The organism is Xanthomonas massiliensis, assembly GCF_900018785.1.
Lineage (GTDB): Bacteria > Pseudomonadota > Gammaproteobacteria > Xanthomonadales > Xanthomonadaceae > Xanthomonas_B > Xanthomonas_B massiliensis.
Window position 1 is genome coordinate 1,204,247 of the sequence record NZ_FCOY01000007.1, and the last position, 16,899, is coordinate 1,221,145.

8 protein-coding genes are annotated in these 16,899 nt (G+C 64.4%); all 8 read left to right on the forward strand.

Annotated elements, in window-relative coordinates; genetic code table 11:
- The first annotated feature begins 10 nt into the window (after window positions 1-10).
- The 8 genes from yidC to BN3794_RS15460 all read left to right on the forward strand — a co-directional run bounded on the left by yidC (window position 11) and on the right by BN3794_RS15460 (window position 16,899).
- Window positions 11-1,723, forward strand: a complete 1,713-nt coding sequence (gene yidC, locus BN3794_RS15425; protein ID WP_066098721.1) for a membrane protein insertase YidC — start codon at window positions 11-13, stop codon at window positions 1,721-1,723.
- A gap of 271 nt (window positions 1,724-1,994) precedes the next feature.
- Window positions 1,995-3,338: a tRNA uridine-5-carboxymethylaminomethyl(34) synthesis GTPase MnmE gene (gene mnmE / locus BN3794_RS15430; protein WP_066098722.1), complete on the forward strand. Its 1,344-nt coding sequence runs from the start codon at window positions 1,995-1,997 to the stop codon at window positions 3,336-3,338.
- A 184-nt stretch (window positions 3,339-3,522) separates the two neighbouring features.
- On the forward strand, window positions 3,523-4,728 hold the full coding sequence (locus BN3794_RS15435) for a tyrosine-type recombinase/integrase (protein ID WP_066098724.1): 1,206 nt from the start codon (window positions 3,523-3,525) through the stop codon (window positions 4,726-4,728).
- Between the two features lie 446 nt (window positions 4,729-5,174).
- Window positions 5,175-8,093, forward strand: a complete 2,919-nt coding sequence (locus tag BN3794_RS15440; protein ID WP_066098726.1) for a DEAD/DEAH box helicase — start codon at window positions 5,175-5,177, stop codon at window positions 8,091-8,093.
- Window positions 8,090-13,051 carry an Eco57I restriction-modification methylase domain-containing protein gene (locus BN3794_RS15445; RefSeq protein WP_066098728.1) on the forward strand — a complete coding sequence of 1,654 codons (4,962 nt, stop codon included), beginning with the start codon at window positions 8,090-8,092 and terminating at the stop codon, window positions 13,049-13,051. Before BN3794_RS15440 ends, BN3794_RS15445 begins: the two co-directional genes overlap by 4 nt.
- Window positions 13,052-13,059: 8 nt before the next feature.
- A complete protein-coding gene (locus tag BN3794_RS15450; RefSeq protein WP_160330945.1) occupies window positions 13,060-14,364 on the forward strand; it encodes an AAA family ATPase in 1,305 nt (434 codons plus the stop codon).
- Entirely contained in the window at window positions 14,361-15,008 is a 648-nt protein-coding gene (locus BN3794_RS15455) for a retron system putative HNH endonuclease (protein ID WP_066098730.1), read from the forward strand. The genes BN3794_RS15450 and BN3794_RS15455 overlap by 4 nt, the downstream gene beginning before the upstream one ends.
- Window positions 15,001-16,899: an ATP-binding protein gene (locus BN3794_RS15460; RefSeq protein ID WP_066098731.1), complete on the forward strand. Its 1,899-nt coding sequence runs from the start codon at window positions 15,001-15,003 to the stop codon at window positions 16,897-16,899. Before BN3794_RS15455 ends, BN3794_RS15460 begins: the two co-directional genes overlap by 8 nt.

Genomic DNA, 16,899 nt, shown 5'->3' on the forward strand with positions numbered 1-16,899 from the left:
ACTACGCCTGATGAACCAGACCCGTGTATTCCTGATCTTCGCCTGGCTGATGGTGGCCGTACTGCTGTGGATGGAGTGGGGCCGCGAGCACGAGGCGCCGAAGACGCCGACGCCCGCCACCCAGCCCGCGGCCGCGGTGCCGCCGGCGAGCGATGGCGACGGGCCGGCCGCGCCGGGCGCGGTGCCGGCGGCGGGTGCCGCGGGAACGCCGGCCGCCACCGCCCAGGCACAGCCCGCGGCGGCGCCGGCTCCGCGCATCACCGTCACCACCGATGTCCTCAAGCTGGTGACCGACGGGCGCAGCGTGCTCGATGCACAGCTGCTGCAGTATCCGCAGACCCAGGCCCCGGGCAGCGCGCCGGTGAGCCTGCTGACCGAGGATCCGGCCCATCCCTACAGCGCGGTGGCCGGCTGGGCCAGCAGCCAGGGCGCGTCGGTCCCCGGGCCGGGCGGCTTCCAGCCCGAGCAGCCGGGCCGCACCGACTACGCGCTGGCGCCGGGCCAGGACAGCCTGCAGGTGCCGTTCGTGTGGCACGGGCCGGACGGCGTGACCATCCGCCGCACCTATACCCTGCAGCGCGGCCGCTACGCCATCGACGTCAAGGACGCGGTGACTAACGCCGGCACCGCGCCGTGGCAGGCCTACGTGTTCCGCAAGCTGGACCGGGTGCCGGCGATCGTCGATCGCAGCATGACCAACCCGGATTCCTACAGTTTCAACGGCGCGACCTGGTTCAGCCCGCAGGGTGGCTACGAGCGCCGCGCGTTCAAGGACTACATGGACGACGGCGGCCTCAACCGGCAGATCACCGGTGGCTGGATCGCGCTGCTGCAGCACCACTTCTTCACCGCGTGGATCCCGCAGAAGGACCAGGCCTCGCTGTACGTGCTGGCGCAGGACGGCCCGCGCGACGTGGCCGAGCTGCGTGGCCCGGGCTTCACCGTGGCGCCGGGGCAGAGCGCCAGCACCGAGGCGCGGCTGTGGGTCGGCCCGAAGCTGGTCGCCGCGATCAAGGCCGAGGACGTCAAGGGCCTGGACCGCGTGGTGGACTACAGCCGCTTCTCGCTGATGGCGATCATCGGCCAGGGCCTGTTCTGGGTGCTGGCGCACCTGCATGCGCTGATCGGCAACTGGGGCTGGTCGATCATCGGCCTGGTGGTCCTGCTGCGCGCGGCGATGTACCCGCTGTCGGCCGCGCAGTACGCCTCCGGCGCCAAGATGCGCAAGCTGCAGCCGCGCCTGGCCCAGCTCAAGGAGCGCTACGGCGACGACCGGCAGAAGTACCAGCAGGCGATGATGGAGCTGTTCAAGAAGGAGAAGATCAACCCGATGGGCGGCTGCCTGCCGATCCTCATCCAGATGCCGATCTTCTTCGCCCTGTACTGGGTGCTGGTGGAATCGGTGGAGCTGCGCCAGGCGCCATGGGCATTCTGGATTCACGACCTGACCGCGCGCGACCCGTACTTCATCCTGCCGGTGCTGAACGTGGCGATCATGTGGTTCACCCAGAAGCTGACCCCGACCACGGGCATGGACCCGACCCAGGCCAAGATGATGCAGTTCATGCCGCTGGTGTTCGGCGTGATGATGGCCTTCATGCCGGCCGGCCTGGTGCTGTACTGGGTGGTCAGCGGCGGCCTGAGCCTGCTGATCCAGTGGATGATGATCAGGAAGCACGGCGAGAAGCCGGCCAAGATCATCCACGACAACATCGCCAAGTAAGACGCCGCAAGGCCCGCCGCGAGGCGGGCCTTGCGCTTTGTGGGTAGGCCGCCACGGGCGCGGCGACGATCGGGAGCGGCGATTGCGGGTTGGCGGCGCCTCAGGCCGGGAATCCGGACTGGTGGAATTGCCGAAGCCCTCCCGCTCGCCTCCACGTGCGGGCCGCGACGCGCCTCGCGCGCCCGGCAGCGGCGATGCAACGATGCCTGACGTGCGGTGCCGCGCCCTGCATGCGGTTTCCGCCACCGCGCCGACGTGCTGCAATCTGCGGATGACCGAATTCTCCACCGACACCATCGTCGCCATCACCACCGCCGCGGGTGCCGGCGGCGTGGGCATCGTGCGCCTGTCCGGGCCGCGCGCGCATGCCATCGCCACCACCATCGGCGGGCGCACGTTGCGCCCGCGCCATGCCCACTACCTGCGCTTCGCCGACGCGCGCGGGCAGGCGATCGACGACGGCATCGCGCTGTGGTTTGCCGCGCCGCACAGCTTCACCGGCGAGGACGTGGTGGAACTGCAGGCGCACGGCAGCCCGGTGGCGCTGCAACTGCTGGTGGCGCGCTGCCGCGAGCTGGGCGCGCGGCAGGCGCGGCCCGGTGAGTTCAGCGAGCGCGCCTTCCTCAACGGCAAGCTCGACCTGGCCCAGGCCGAAGCGATCGCCGACCTGATCGCCGCCGGCGACATCCGCGCCGCGCGCGCCGCCCGGCGCTCGCTCGACGGCGTGTTCTCGCAGCGCGTGGAAGAGGTCGGCGAACGCATCACCGTGCTGCGCATCCACGTCGAGGCGGCGATCGACTTCGCCGACGAATCGCTGGACACGCTCGGCGGCGAGCAGGTGCGCGCCGGCCTGGCGCAGGTGCGCGAAGCGCTGGCGCAGCTGCTGCGCGAGGCCGAGCGCGGCCGGCGCCTGCGCGACGGCGTGCGCGCGGTGCTGGTGGGTCCGCCCAACGCCGGCAAGAGCTCGCTGCTCAACGCGCTGGCCGGCAGCGAGCGCGCCATCGTCACCGATGTCGCCGGCACCACCCGCGACACCCTGCGCGAGACCGTGCGCAGCGACGGCGTGGAACTGGAACTGGTCGACACCGCCGGCCTGCGCGAAGGCGGCGACGCCATCGAGCGCGAGGGCATGCGTCGCGCCCGCGCCGAGCTGCAGCGCGCCGACCTGGCGCTGGTGGTGCTGGACGCGCGCGATCCGGCTGCCGGCCTGGCCGTCCTCGACGACGCGCTGGCGCAGGTACCGCGCTGGCTGCTGATCCACAACAAGAGCGACCTGCTGCCGCAGTGGCCGGCAGCGGACGACGAAGCGATCCATGTCTCGGCGGTGACCGGGCAGGGACTGGAGCAGCTGCACCGGCGGCTTCGCGCGGTGGTCGAAGGCGATGCGGGCGAGGGCAGCGAAGGCGAGTTCACCGCGCGCGCGCGTCACGTCGAGGCCTTGCTGCAGGCGGGCGCACACCTTGAAGCCGCCGCTGCCGAACTGGACCACGAACGCCTGGAACTGGCGGCCGAGGAACTGCGCCTGGCGCACGAGGCGCTGGGCGGGATCACCGGGCGCATCAGTGCCGATGAGTTGCTGGGGAAGATCTTTTCGAGCTTCTGCATCGGGAAGTGAGGTTGGGTTCATGGACGTCCACTGAAGTCTGCTGATGCGGCTGTAGGCCGCATAAATAAAGGGATTTTTGTCTTATGAGTGATTCGGTGATACAGTCGAAGCCAATCGCTTTTATGTCCAAGTTTGGTTCCAAGTAGCTGGGTTTTTGTCTCTCATCCCCCTGCTTGGACATACGGAGGATGAGATGGCACTGACCGACACCGCGCTCAAGGCACTCAAGCCCAGGGACAAAACCTATACGGTCACCGACGACCGCGGGCTGTATGTGGAAGTCTTCCCAACCGGGGGCGTCGTCTGGCGTTACCGCTACCGGCTGAACGGCAAGTACGAGAAGCTGACGCTGGGCAAGTACCCTGCGCTAACGCTGAAGAACGCTCGCCTGAAACGGGATGAGGCGGCCCAGCAAGTAGCGATGGGCGAATCGCCTGCAAAGAAGAAGCAGCAGGCCAAGATGGCCGGCGCAGAAGACGCCACGGTGGCCGACTTCGCCGAACGCTTCTTCAAGGACATCCAGTCACGCGACCGCAAGAACGTGACCATGCCTCGCCGTTACCTGGAGAAGGACATCCTGCCGCACATCGGCAGTAAGCCGGTCAGGGATATCACCGCAGAGGACGTGCGCGGTGTCATCTGGCGCAAGAAGGAACAAGGCTTCGACGCCGCCGCCGGCCAGGTACGCGGCCTGCTCAAGCGCATGTTCGACTACGCGCTGACCTGCGGCCTGATCCAGGCCAACCCGGTCATGGCCTTGCCGATGCGCCACGTCTACCGCGCTGCCGTCCGCGATCGGGCGCTGACGCCGGACGAAATCCGGCAGTTCCTGCGCGCCATGCAGACCTCCAACATCCGCCGCCAGTTCAAGATCGCCTTCCAGTTGATCCTGATGACGCTGGTGCGCAAGTCCGAGCTGATGTTGGCGCAGTGGAAAGACGTACATCTGGACGAAGGCGAATGGCACATCCCGGTCGAGAACTCCAAGACCGGCAAGCCGCACATCGTCTACCTGTCCACCCAGGCGCAAACCCTGTTCAAGGAACTCAAGCCGCTGGCCAGCAGCAGCGACTGGGTGTTGCCGGGGCGTGGCACTCTGGCCAAGCCCTTCGCCAACAATGCGCTGAACCAGGCGCTGAAGGTGTCCTTGCAGGGGCAGGAGATTCCCGCCTTCACCATCCACGACCTGCGGCGCACCGCATCGACTCTGCTGCACGAACAGGGCTGGCCTTCGGATGTGATGGAAAAAGCGCTGAACCACACCATCGGCGGCGTACGCGGCGTCTACAACCGGGCCGAGTACGCCGAACAGCGGCGGGAGATGTTACAGGCGTGGTCGAACTACATCGATGGGCTGGCGCCGTCGGCCAATTTGGTGATCGGCGCCGCTTCGGCTTGAGGGTGGCCTTTTCCTTTTCCGGGTAGGGCCGTTGACCCTTGGTGCCATTCCCCTTCGGCTTATTGCCCTTGCCTTTTCTTAACAGAAGTTGCCAAACCGTCGATCCACATGCGTTTAACACATGTGCTTTTCGTGCCGTGCAAAGCGCAGTACATTTGCGAGTAAATATGACTTGTCCAAAGGCCTTGCAATGACGCGCTTGAAGGTTGAAACGCTCTCCATTCGGACGTCGCCAAACGTCAAGCAACTGTTACGGGCCGCAGCGGAACGTGAACACCGCTCCGTGGCTTCGATGGTCGAGGTGTTGGTGCTCGAATACGCACGCAAGCATGGATTGCAGGAACCTGCGCAGGCTGGACGGCCCTCGGAGTCGTCAGCGTGATGGGGTGTTCGTTGACTTGTTCCCTGTGTCCCGTCCATTCACCCGAGCGTAGCGTAGAAACTTCATGTCCCTGTCCCAGCCTCCCGCCCCTGGTTCCCGCGCTCTGATTCGCGACGAAGAATGGCTCGTCCAGCATGCCGATCAATGTGCCCAGGGCGGCTGGCAACTGTCCTGCATCGGTGTGTCGGAAACCGTGCGCAATCGCCACGCCCTGTTCCTGACGGCGCTCGATGAGGTCACCTTGATCGACCCGGCACAGACCGAACTGGTGTTTGACGACTCTCCCGGATTCATGGCCGCACGGCTGGCGATCGAAGCCCGCCTGCGCCAGTCCGCCGTGCAGGGCGATGCGCTGGTGCTGGGGCAGCAGGCCGTGATGGACGCCTTGCCCTTCCAGCTCGACCCCGCCCACCGGGTTTTGCAGCAGCTTCGCCCGCGCCTGCTCATCGCCGATACCGTCGGCCTGGGCAAGACGCTGGAAGCTGGCATCCTCACTGCCGAGCTGATCCGCCGCGGCCGTGCCCGGCGCATCCTTGTGGTCACCACCAAAAGCATGATGCGCCAGTTCCAGCAGGAGTTCTGGAACCGCTTCACCATCGCCCTGACGCGCCTGGATTCGGCGGGCATCCAGCGCATCCGCCGGCAGATACCGGCCAACCACAACCCTTTCAGCTACTACGACCGCACCATCATCTCGGTCGATACGCTCAAGCGCGACAGCGAATACCGCCACTACTTGGAAAGCGCGTGGTGGGATCTCATCATCATCGACGAGGCTCACAACGTCTCCTACAAGGGCAATCGCACCCAGAGCAACCGTCTGGCCGACTTGCTGGCCCAACGCTCCGACGCGCTCATCCTGCTTACCGCCACGCCGCACAACGGCAAGAAGGAAAGCTTTGCCAGCCTGGTGCGCATGCTCGACCCCACCGTGCTGCCGCCCAGGGCCGACTACACCCGCAGCGACGTGGAACACCTGTTCATCCGCCGCTTCAAGAGCGACGTGCGCGAACAGATGAAGCAGGACTTCCCCGAGCGCCAGGTCTTCAAGCTGGCCGCCCAGGCCAGCGCTGCCGAGAACCTCGCCTTCGATACCCTGGCCGAACTCAGGCTCGCCAGCGATGGCAGCGGCGCGCGCGATGGTGCCATGCTGTTCCGCACCGTGCTGGAAAAGGCACTGTTCTCCTCGCCCGCCGCCTGCCTGCAAACGCTCAAGGAGCGTATCCGCCGCCTGGAAGCCCGTGATGCAACGCATCCTGACCTGGCTTCGCTGCGCGACCTGCAAGCTCTTGTGCAGCAGATCGAACCCGCACAGTTCAGCAAGCTGCAACATCTCCTCGCCCAACTTAAGGACGATCCACGTTGGCGCTGGGACGGCCGTGCCGCCGATGACCGCCTGGTGCTCTTCACCGAGCGCATCGAAACCCTGAAATTCCTGCAACAACATCTGCCTGCCGCGCTGGACCTGAAGGCAGACGCCGTCGCCATCCTGCACGGCCAGTTGCCCGACCAGGACATCCAGCAGACGGTCGAGGACTTTGGCCGCAGCCATTCGCCGCTGCGCCTGCTCATCGCCTCCGATGTGGCCTCCGAAGGTCTGAACCTGCACTACCAGTCGCACCGGCTGATCCACTTCGACATCCCCTGGTCGCTGATGGTGTTCCAGCAGCGCAACGGCCGTGTGGACCGCTATGGCCAGACGCAAGCGCCCAAGATCGGCTACCTCTACACCCAGCCCCATAACGAGCGCGTCCGTGGCGATCTGCGCTACCTGGAAATCCTTATCGAAAAGGACGAACAGGCCGCGAAGAACATTGGCGACCCCTCTGCCTTCATGGGCCTGTACGACGAAGACGCCGAAACTTTGGAAGTGGCCAAGGCCATCGAAGGCAACACCACCGCCGAAGCTTTCGCCCAGCAACTGGCAGGCGGCGACGTCGATCCCTTCGAACTGCTCTGGGGCGACGCCGCCAACAGCGTGACGCCACCTGTGGGCAAACCTGTACCTTCCACCACGCCACCTCGCACCGCTACGTTGCCCAGCCTGTTCGCCGGCCACTATCACTACGCCCGCGACGGCCTGCGCTGGCTGCGCCAGCACCAGCCCGAGCAGCAACCCGCCGTACAGGCCGATGACGCCACCCGTACCCTCAGCTTCCAGCCGGGGCGTGACCTGACGCAGATTCTGGAGCGCGACCTCGCTCCGGAAATGTGGCCAACCGACAATACGTTTGCCCTCTGCGCCGACAAGCGCATGGTCGAGGCCGCCATCGCCCAATCCCGCGACGGCAGCGACTGGCCGCAACTGCACTATCTTTGGCCGCTGCATCCCATCGCCCAATGGCTGGACTACAAGCTGATGGCTGCCTTCGGCCGCCAGCGCGCCCCGCTGCTGCGCGTACCGCAAGGTCTGCAAGCGGGTGAAGCCATTATCCTCGTGCTGTCCCAGGTGCCCAACCGGCGTGGCCAGGCCATGCTGGCCGAATGGCTGGGCGTGCAGCTCGATGCGCGGGGCCAGGTGCAGGCCGTGCTGAGCCTGCCCGATACCCTGCACCGCACCGGGTTGGACGGGGGCCAGAACCCGGCCCCGGCCAACGATGGCCACGCCCCCGACAGCCTCCTCTGGCAGCAAGCCCTGCCTGCCGTCATCCACGCCGCCGAAATGCATCTGCGCCCCATCAAGCAGGCATTCGATGCCGACTGCCGCCAGCGCCTGGACCAAGAACTAACCAAGCTGGCCACCCTGCGCGACAAGCACCTCGCGCAGATGGAACTGGAACTGGCCCAGGGCGGCATCGAACAAGTCCGCGCCGCCCAGCGCCAGCAACGTGAAAGCGCCACCGCCGACTTGTTCGGCCAGTACCAGCAATGGGTGCGCGACACGCTGCAACTGGACGACCGCGCCCAGTTCACCGTTGTTGCCGCCCTAGTTTCCCAACAGGACGCAGCACGACAGGACGTGGCGCAAGGAGCGGCCCAATGAGCTTCACCATCAATGGCCTGAGCAACGCCAACGAGTTCTACAGCCAGCACTACCTGGACGACATCCTGGTCAAGGATCTCAAACCGCTGTTCGATCAGTGGAAGGAACAGGGCAGCAACAGCCCCGTCGCCCGCCTCAGAAGCGCCAGCGGTGCCAACGGCTATTTCCGTGACCGCGAGCGCTTCCTGGGTGAAAAACGCCCCGAAGCACGCGCACGCCTGCTGCACGAACTGGCCCAGCCGCTGCTGGCCGCGCTCGGCTACGAATTGCAGCCGCATACCCTAGCCCTCGCCGACGCCGGCCGCGAAGGCGAATTGCCCTTGCTGGCGCTATACCGCGACAGCAAGGGCCACCCGTTGTTGGCCATCGCCACAGCGCTGGCCCTGCCAGGCGACGAAGACACCGCGCCGCTGCAACTGCTCCCGCGTGACGGCAAAGGCGCCAAGACCGGCCGTCACCATGCAGACTGGGAGGAAACCCTTTCTCGCCGCCTGTTCGCCGACGACACCCCGCCCCGTTGGGTGCTGCTGGTTCACCACGAACAATGGCTGTTGATCGAACGCAGCAAATGGGGCCGCAAGGCCCTGTTGCGCTTCGATCTGCCGGAGCTGTTCGGCCCCCGTGACGAACACAGCCTGCGCGCCTTCTGCGCCCTGCTGGGCAAACTGTCCGTCCTGCCAGCGGAAGGCGGCGCAGCCCTGCTCGACAGCCTGGACGACAGCTCCCACAAGCACGCCTTCGAGGTCTCCACCGACCTCAAGTACGCCCTGCGCGAGTGCATCGAACTGATCGCCAACGAGGCCATCCGCTACAAGCGCGAAGTCAGCAAGGAAAAGCTCTACGAGCGCACCGACACGGACCTAGCCGACCAGCTCAGCCGCGAAAGCCTGCGCTACATGTACCGGCTGCTGTTCCTGTTCTACATCGAGGCCCGCCCCGAACTTGGCTACGCCCCGATCCAGGCCGAAGCCTATCTGAAAGGCTACAGCGTCGAGCACCTGCGTGAGCTGGAACAGACCCCGCTCACCACCGACCAAGCCCGCAACGGCTTCTACTTCCACGACAGCCTGCAGCAACTATTCGGCCTGATCTGGCAGGGCTTCCCGCGCCGCGATGCCGACAGTGGGCAGCAAGAACTGGGCACCGGCCTTGAGCCGGCACCGGGCGACATCGTGCAAGGCATTGGCTTCACCATCGCCCCGCTGCAAGGCCATCTGTTCGACCCGGCCCGCACCAAACTGCTTAACAGTGTCAAGCTGCGCAACCATGTCTTGCAACGCGTCATCGAGTTGATGTCGCTCTCGCGTGGCAGCAGCGGCAAGAACGGTCGCCGTGGCCGCATCAGCTACGCCACCCTGGGCATCAACCAGCTTGGTGCCGTGTACGAGGCGCTGCTTTCCTTCCGTGGCTTCTTCGCCGAAGAAGACCTGTATGAAGTGCGCCGCGACCCCAAGGCCCAAAAGGCTAGCCGCACCGAAGATGACGAAGGCGGGCTCCCCGATGACAGCGACGCCACGGAGGACGACGACACCCCGCCCGCCAGCGCCCGCGAAAAGCGCAAGGACGCCGAACTCGACCCGCTGGAAGCGGCCTATTTCGTGCCGGCCAGCGCCATCGGCCAGTACAGCGACGCTGAACGCCTGTTCGGCGGCGAGCCGCGCCTGTATCCCAAGGGCAGCTTCATCTACCGGCTGGCTGGGCGCGAGCGCGAAAAGTCCGCCAGCTACTACACCCCGGAAATCCTCACCCGCTGCCTGGTGGAGCACGCCCTGCGCGAAATCCTGCCCGGTAAATCCGCCGACGACATCCTGCGCCTGACCATCTGCGAGCCCGCCATGGGCAGCGCGGCCTTCCTGAACGAAGCCGTCAGCCAGTTGGCCGAAGCCTACTTGCAGGCCAAGCAGAAGGAACTGGGCCGGAGCATCCCGCATGACGACTACGCGGCGGAAAAACAGCGGGTCAAGATGTACATCGCCGACACCAACGTGTTCGGCGTCGATCTCAACCCCGTGGCGGTGGAACTGGCCGAAGTCTCGCTGTGGCTCAATGCCATCTTCAAGGGCGGCCATGTGCCCTGGTTCGGCCTGCAACTGGTGGCCGGCAATTCCCTGGTCGGCGCGCGGCGCGATGTCTTCAGCACCGCGCAACTGTCGCCCGGCCGGGGCGAGAAGGACATGCCCGAGCGCGACTGGCGCTGCGCCGTGCCGCGTGCCCTCGCGCTTTCGGAAACACCTGCCGCCACCGATATCTTCCACTTCCTGCTGCCCGCCGAGGGCATGGGCGCCGTCACCGACAAGGTGGTCAAGGCACTGGAACCCGCCGCCTTCGAACGCTTCAGGCAATGGCGCAAGACCTTCACCGCCCCGCTGGAACGCAGCGAAATCACCCGCGTGCAGGCCATCGCCCAGGCCGCCGAGGCCCTCTGGCAGCAGCATGCCCAGGAACTGGCCCGCGTGCGCCGCGCCACCAGCGACGAGCTGCACGTCTGGCCCAGCACCGACGCCAACCGTGCGCCCACCACCACCGCGCAGAAGGACGCCACCTTCCAGCGCGAAATGCTCAGCGAGGCGCAAAAAAACGCCAGCCCCTACCGCCGCCTGAAACTGGTCATGGATTTCTGGTGCGCCCTCTGGTTCTGGCCGCTGGACAAGGCGGACGACCTGCCCAGCCGCGAGGAATGGTGGTTCGTGCTGGAAACCGTGCTGCTGGGCAACGCCAGCCTGGCTGCCAACACCGGCGACCGCGACCTGTTCCCGGAAACCATGCCGCAGACCGCGCTGGACTTCACCCCCGAGCGCGACCGCTACGGCCATGTGGACATCGAAGCGCTGGTCGACACCCTGCCGCAATTGCAAGTGGCCCGGCAGGTGGCCGCACGGCAGCGCTTCCTGCACTGGGAATTGGAGTTCGCCGACATCTTCCGGCAGCGTGGCGGCTTCGACGTCGTGCTGGGCAACCCGCCGTGGATCAAGGTGGAATGGAACGAGCAAAGCCTGCTGTCGGACTTCGACCCGCGCTTTGCCATCCGAAAGCTCCGTGCCAAGCAGACCGCCGACCAGCGCGAGGCTGTGTTCGCCGCCGTGCCCCAGGCCCGTGACGACTACCTGAGTGAGTGCGTGGCCACCGAAGGCATGGGCGAATTTCTCAACGCGGTGCAGAACTATCCGTTGCTCAAGGGGCAGCAGAGCAACCTGTACAAAGGCTTCCTGCCGCTGGTGTGGCGCGTGGGCAGTGGCGTGCAGGCGCTGCTGCACCCGGAAGGGCCGTATGACGATCCGAAGGGCGGGGAGTTACGCGCGGCGATGTATGCGCGGTTGCGCAGCCACTTCCAGTTCCAGAACCAGTTGATGCTGTTCGAGATTGGCCATCGTGTGAAATACAGCATCAATATCTACGGGCCGAAGCAGGCAACGCCACGGTTCCGGACGATGGCGAATCTGTTTCACCCGTCGACCATCAAGGCCAGCCTGGAGCATAGCGGCGCCGGGCCGACACCCGGCATCAAACACGATGGAGGGGGATGGGACTTCAGCGGACACCGCAATCGCGCGGTGGAAGTGAATGAAGGCGTACTCGCCACCTTTGCCAAACTCTACGACGCCCCCGGCACGCCGCCCTTGCAGGCGCGCCTGCCCGCCGTGCACAGTCGAGAGCTGGTTTCGGTGCTGGAAAAATTCGCCCGCGTCCCGCGCCGTCTGGGCGATCTGAAGGACGATTACTTCACGCTGGAAATGTGGCACGAAACCGGCGCGCAGAAGGACGGCACCATCCGCCGCGAAACCGGCTTCGTGAGCCGCCCCGAAGACTTCGTGCTCTCCGGCCCGCACTTCTACGTCGGCAACCCGCTCAGCAAAACTCCACGAGCCATCTGCACCGAGAAGGGCCACTACGACACCCTCGACCTCGAAACCCTGCCCGACCACTACCTGCCACGCAGCAACTACCGCCCCGCGTGCAGCCCCGCCGAATACGCCCGCCGCGTGCCGCGTGTCAGTTGGGTGGAGGAAGGGGAAAGCGAGGCGAAGCCGGTGACAGCGTATTACCGTACTGTTACTCGCAGGATGTTGAGCCAGTCAGGTGAAAGAACCCTTATTCCATGCCTGATTCCAAAGGGTACGGCACATATCAATCTTGCGTTTTCTCTTGTATCCCGTGATCAAGGTGGCAATGCGGCGTTGTCAGCAGCACTTGCCTCCATTCCGTATGATTTCTTTATAAAAACGACGGGGAAAGGTGATTTCCGCTGGGATCTCGCGCAGCAATTGCCAATGTTGACAGCAAACAGCACGCAAATGGTAATAAGGTCCCTTGCCCTCAACTGCCTCACCACCCACTACGCCGACCTCTGGCAAACCTGCTGGCAGCCCGAATTCCGGCACGATCGTTGGGCCAGCGCCGATCCACGCCTGCCGCAGGACTTCTTCGCCAATCTCACCCCCGACTGGCAACGCCACAACGCCCTGCGCAGCGACTACGCCCGCCGCCAGGCCTTGGTGGAAATCGATGTCCTCGCCGCCCAGGCCCTGGGCCTGACGCTGGACGAACTGCTGACCATCTACCGCGTGCAGTTCCCCGTCATGCGCCAGTACGAGCGCGACACCTGGTTTGATGCCAACGGCCGTATCGTCTTCACCGCCAGCAAGGGCCTGGTCGGCGTCGGCCTGCCGCGCAAGGCCAACCGCAAGGACTCCGAATGCACCGTCGTTACCCCCGACGGCATCCGCCAGCCGCGCCGCCTCGGCTGGGAAGACCTTCAGCCCAAGCCCATGCCCGACGGCAGCCTGCACCCCCAGGTCCCCGACGGCACGGTGATCGAACGCCCCATCACCGACGCCACCCAACCCGGCGGCCCCATCGACCGCACGATCCGCTACACCGCGCCCTTCACCCTGGCGGATCGAGAAGCGGATTACCGGCTAGCATGGGAGCATTTCGTATCTTTACCGTTTTCTGAATGAGGTACACCATGAAACTGACCTCGATCCATTTGCAGAACTACCGTGCCCACAGGGATTTGCGTGTGGAATTCAGTACCAATTTCAATGTGGTGGCCGGTATCAATGGTAGTGGAAAAACGTCGCTCTTGAAGGGGATTTCTGAGGGGTTAGCAGGTTTGTTAATGGGCGTTCCGAACCTTATTCCTCATGTCTTCAAGGAAGTGGATTATGCGTATGTCAGTGCCGTGCATACAGAGGGACGTTATCGCTTCGAGCCACTGTTTCCCGTAACGGTAAAAGCTGAAGGGCGCGTCGTAGAAAACGACTTCACCATCATAGTAAAAAAAGCGAGCGATGTTGCACAACTTGCTTTTGAAGGAAGGTCTCCACTGCGTGATCTCATTCAAGGCAGAGGGAATAGCCAGCCGACGCAGGGACATATAGTCCTACCGGTGGTTGCCTTCTACCGCGCCAACCGCCGATGGCTCGCTGAGCGCAGTCAGGTGATGCAGGCAGCCATGGAAAAACCCTCCCGCCACGATGGCTACCAACAATGGTGGGATGCGGCTATTAATGTCTCTGCTTTGCAGCATTGGGTAATCGGCAAGTGCCTGGAGCGTTATCAACGCTCGTCCGAGACAGGCAAGCGCTTCCATGAGATCGACGATGACGAACTGGCACTGGTCAATACCGCATTGACCGCTGCCATCGAAGGCATTGGCGATCTGCGCTACGACATGCAGCAGAAAAGTTTGCTGGTGAGTTGGCAACAGGCAGAAGGTGACGAGCAGAAAACCATTTCCTTCGATCACCTCAGCGACGGCCAGCGCGCGGTGATCTGCCTGGTGGCGGATATTGCCCGACGCATCTGCCTGCTCAACCCGCAACTGGGTAAAGATGTAATCCGCAAAACGCCAGGTGTAGTGCTGATCGATGAACTGGACGTGCATCTACATCCCCGCTGGCAGCGCGGTATCGTCAATGGCCTGAAGGCCGCATTTCCATCCGTGCAATTCATTGCCACCAGCCATTCGCCCCAGGTACTGGGCGAACTGCAACCGGAAGAAATCATCCTGCTGCGCGAGGGTGGGACTTCCCAGCCGCAGGTCAGCTATGGGCTGGACTCCAGCCAGGTGCTGGAAGAAATCATGGGGGCATCCTCCCGTAACCTGAAAGTGGACGAAAAGCTGAAGCAACTGTTTGAGAAGATCGAAAACGGTCCACTGAACGAAGCCAAGCGACTGCTGACGGAGTTGAAGAAGTCCGCGCCTCAGATTCCCGAACTTGGCCGTGCCGACGCCCTGATCCGCCGCAAGGAGGTGATCGGGCGATGAAGCATGTGCAAAAGCAGGAAGCGCCGGTGAGCTTCGAACGATGGAAAGCGCAGGCCAATGACGATTGGCAGCCGACCTATGCCGATTTGCAGAACCCGGAGAAGGCGCAACTGCAAGAAGCCTTGCTGAGCGAGCAGGGCTGGGTGTGCTGCTATTGCGGTCGCAGCATCGAGCAGGCGCATAGCCATATCGAACATTTTCGCCCCCAGGAGCACTATCCAGACAGGGTATTGAGCTACGACAACCTGCATGCCTCCTGCATTCGTGAAACCAGTCCGGGAACGCCCTTGCATTGCGGCCATGCCAAGGGCAATGCCTTTGATGAGGCGCTTGCAATAAGTCCGACGACCCCTGGCTGTGAACAGCAATTCCGCTACACGTTGGACGGACAAATCATCCCGAAAAATGACAACGCCGCCTATATGTGCAACTTGCTGAAACTGGATATCGAGTTCCTGAACGACCGCCGGGCAGCAGTTCTGCAAGGTGTGTTCGACAACGATTTTCTGGAGAACGCCAGCACGGACGAACTGAATCGTCTGCGAGAAGGTTACAAGCGGCCCGATGCCGATGGCCATCTCCCGGATTTCGGCCATATCGTGGCGCGTTATGCCGAACAATTGATGGGGGAGGCTGATGCGTAGCGCCACCGACCTCTTCGAAGAACTCAACTCGGTCGATGAGTCCACCCGCATCGAGGCCAAGCGCGCCAGTGAGCTGGGCAAATCCGTGATGCAGACGGTCATCGCCTTCGCCAATGAGCCTGGGCTGGAGGGCGGCTATCTGCTGCTGGGTGCGGACTGGTTCGTCAACGACAAGGGCGATACGGTGTACCGTGCCGCCGGCCTGCCCGATCCCGACAAGGTGCAGCGCGACCTGGCCAGCCAGTGCGCGTCCATGCTCAATGTCGCCTTGCGGCCGGAGATGCAGACCGAGACCGTGGACGGCAAGACGGTGCTGGTGGTGTACGTGTCCGAGGCCGATGTCACCCAGAAGCCGGTCTATCTCAAGGCTACCGGTTTGCCGCGTGGCGCCTACCGCCGCATCGGCTCCAGCGACCAGCATTGCGTGGATGAAGACCTGTGGGTGCTGCGCGGCGAAAGCCAGCCGCTGCATGGGCCGGATTCCAGCATCCTGCCCAATGCCCGGCTGGACGACTTCGACCCGGCCGCCGTAGCCTCCTATCGGCGCGAACGTGCCCGCATCAACCCCCAGGCTGAGGAACTGGATTACGGCGACGAGGACCTGCTCGAAGCCCTGGGCGCGTTGCGCCGCGTGGACGGTCAATTGCAACCAACGCTTGCCGGTATCGTGCTGTTCGGCAAGCCATTGGCCTTGCGCCGGTTGTTGCCCATGGTGCGCATCGACTACATCCGCGTACCAGGCAACGAATGGGTGGAAGACCCTGAAAACCGCTTCCAGTCCATCGACATCCGCAAGCCGCTGCTGCTGGCGCTGCCACAGGCCGAGGCCAGCATCATCGACGAGCTGCCCAAGGGTTTTCGTCTGCCCGAAGGGCAATTGCACAGCGTGCAGGAGCCGATCCTGCCGCGCAAGGTGATCCGCGAGGCGCTGGCCAATGCCGCCATGCACCGCAGCTACACCGTGCACAGCCCGACCCAGATCATCCGCTACAGCAACCGCATCGAAATCCGCAACGTCGGCTATTCGCTCAAGGAGCCTGCGCAGTTGGGTACACCGGGGTCGCGCCTGCGCAACCCGGCCATTTCCGCCGTGCTGCACGACCTGCACCTGGCCGAGGCCAAGGGCACCGGCATCCGCGCCATGCGCCGCCTGGCCGCCGAGGCAGGCTTGCCCTTGCCGGAATTCCACTCCGACCGGCAGGCCAACGAGTTCCGGCTCACCCTGTTCCTGCACAACCTGCTGACCGAGGACGACCACGCCTGGCTGCGGGAGTTCGCCGGCCCGGCGGTCAGTGCCGATGAGGCCAAGGTGCTGATCTACACCCGCGCCACGGGGGCCGTAGACAACACGGCCTGCCGGGATTTCTGTGGGCTGGATACATTGGCGGCCAGCCTGGTCCTGCGCCGGCTGCGCGACCGGGGCCTGTTGGAAAAGCAAGGTGCCGGCAGCCGCACTTATTACGTATTGGCCGATGCCGAGCGGCAGACGGTTGGGGATGCTAGCCAGGCAGAGCTGCCACTGGGAATCCCCGTGGGATCGACGGACGGAGGAGGGGGGGATTCACCACCAAGCATGGGGGGATTTCCGGAATCCCCCCATGTTCTCGCCGATGTCCCCCCCGAGCTACAAGCAAGGATCACGGCGGCCGGCCCGAAACCTCGCCAGGCTGAGGTTCGTGAGCTGATCCTGACGCTGTGCGCTCTGCGCCCCTACACCGTGGCCGAGTTGTGCCAAGTGCTTGGACGCCGCGACACCAAGGAATTGCGCCGCACCTACCTGCGTCCCTTGCGAGATGAAGGGCGGCTTGCCCTGAAGTACCCCGAAACCGAGAAGCACCCGCATCAGGCCTATGCCACGGTTGAGCGGGTGGTGGAGTCGGGTGATGAATGA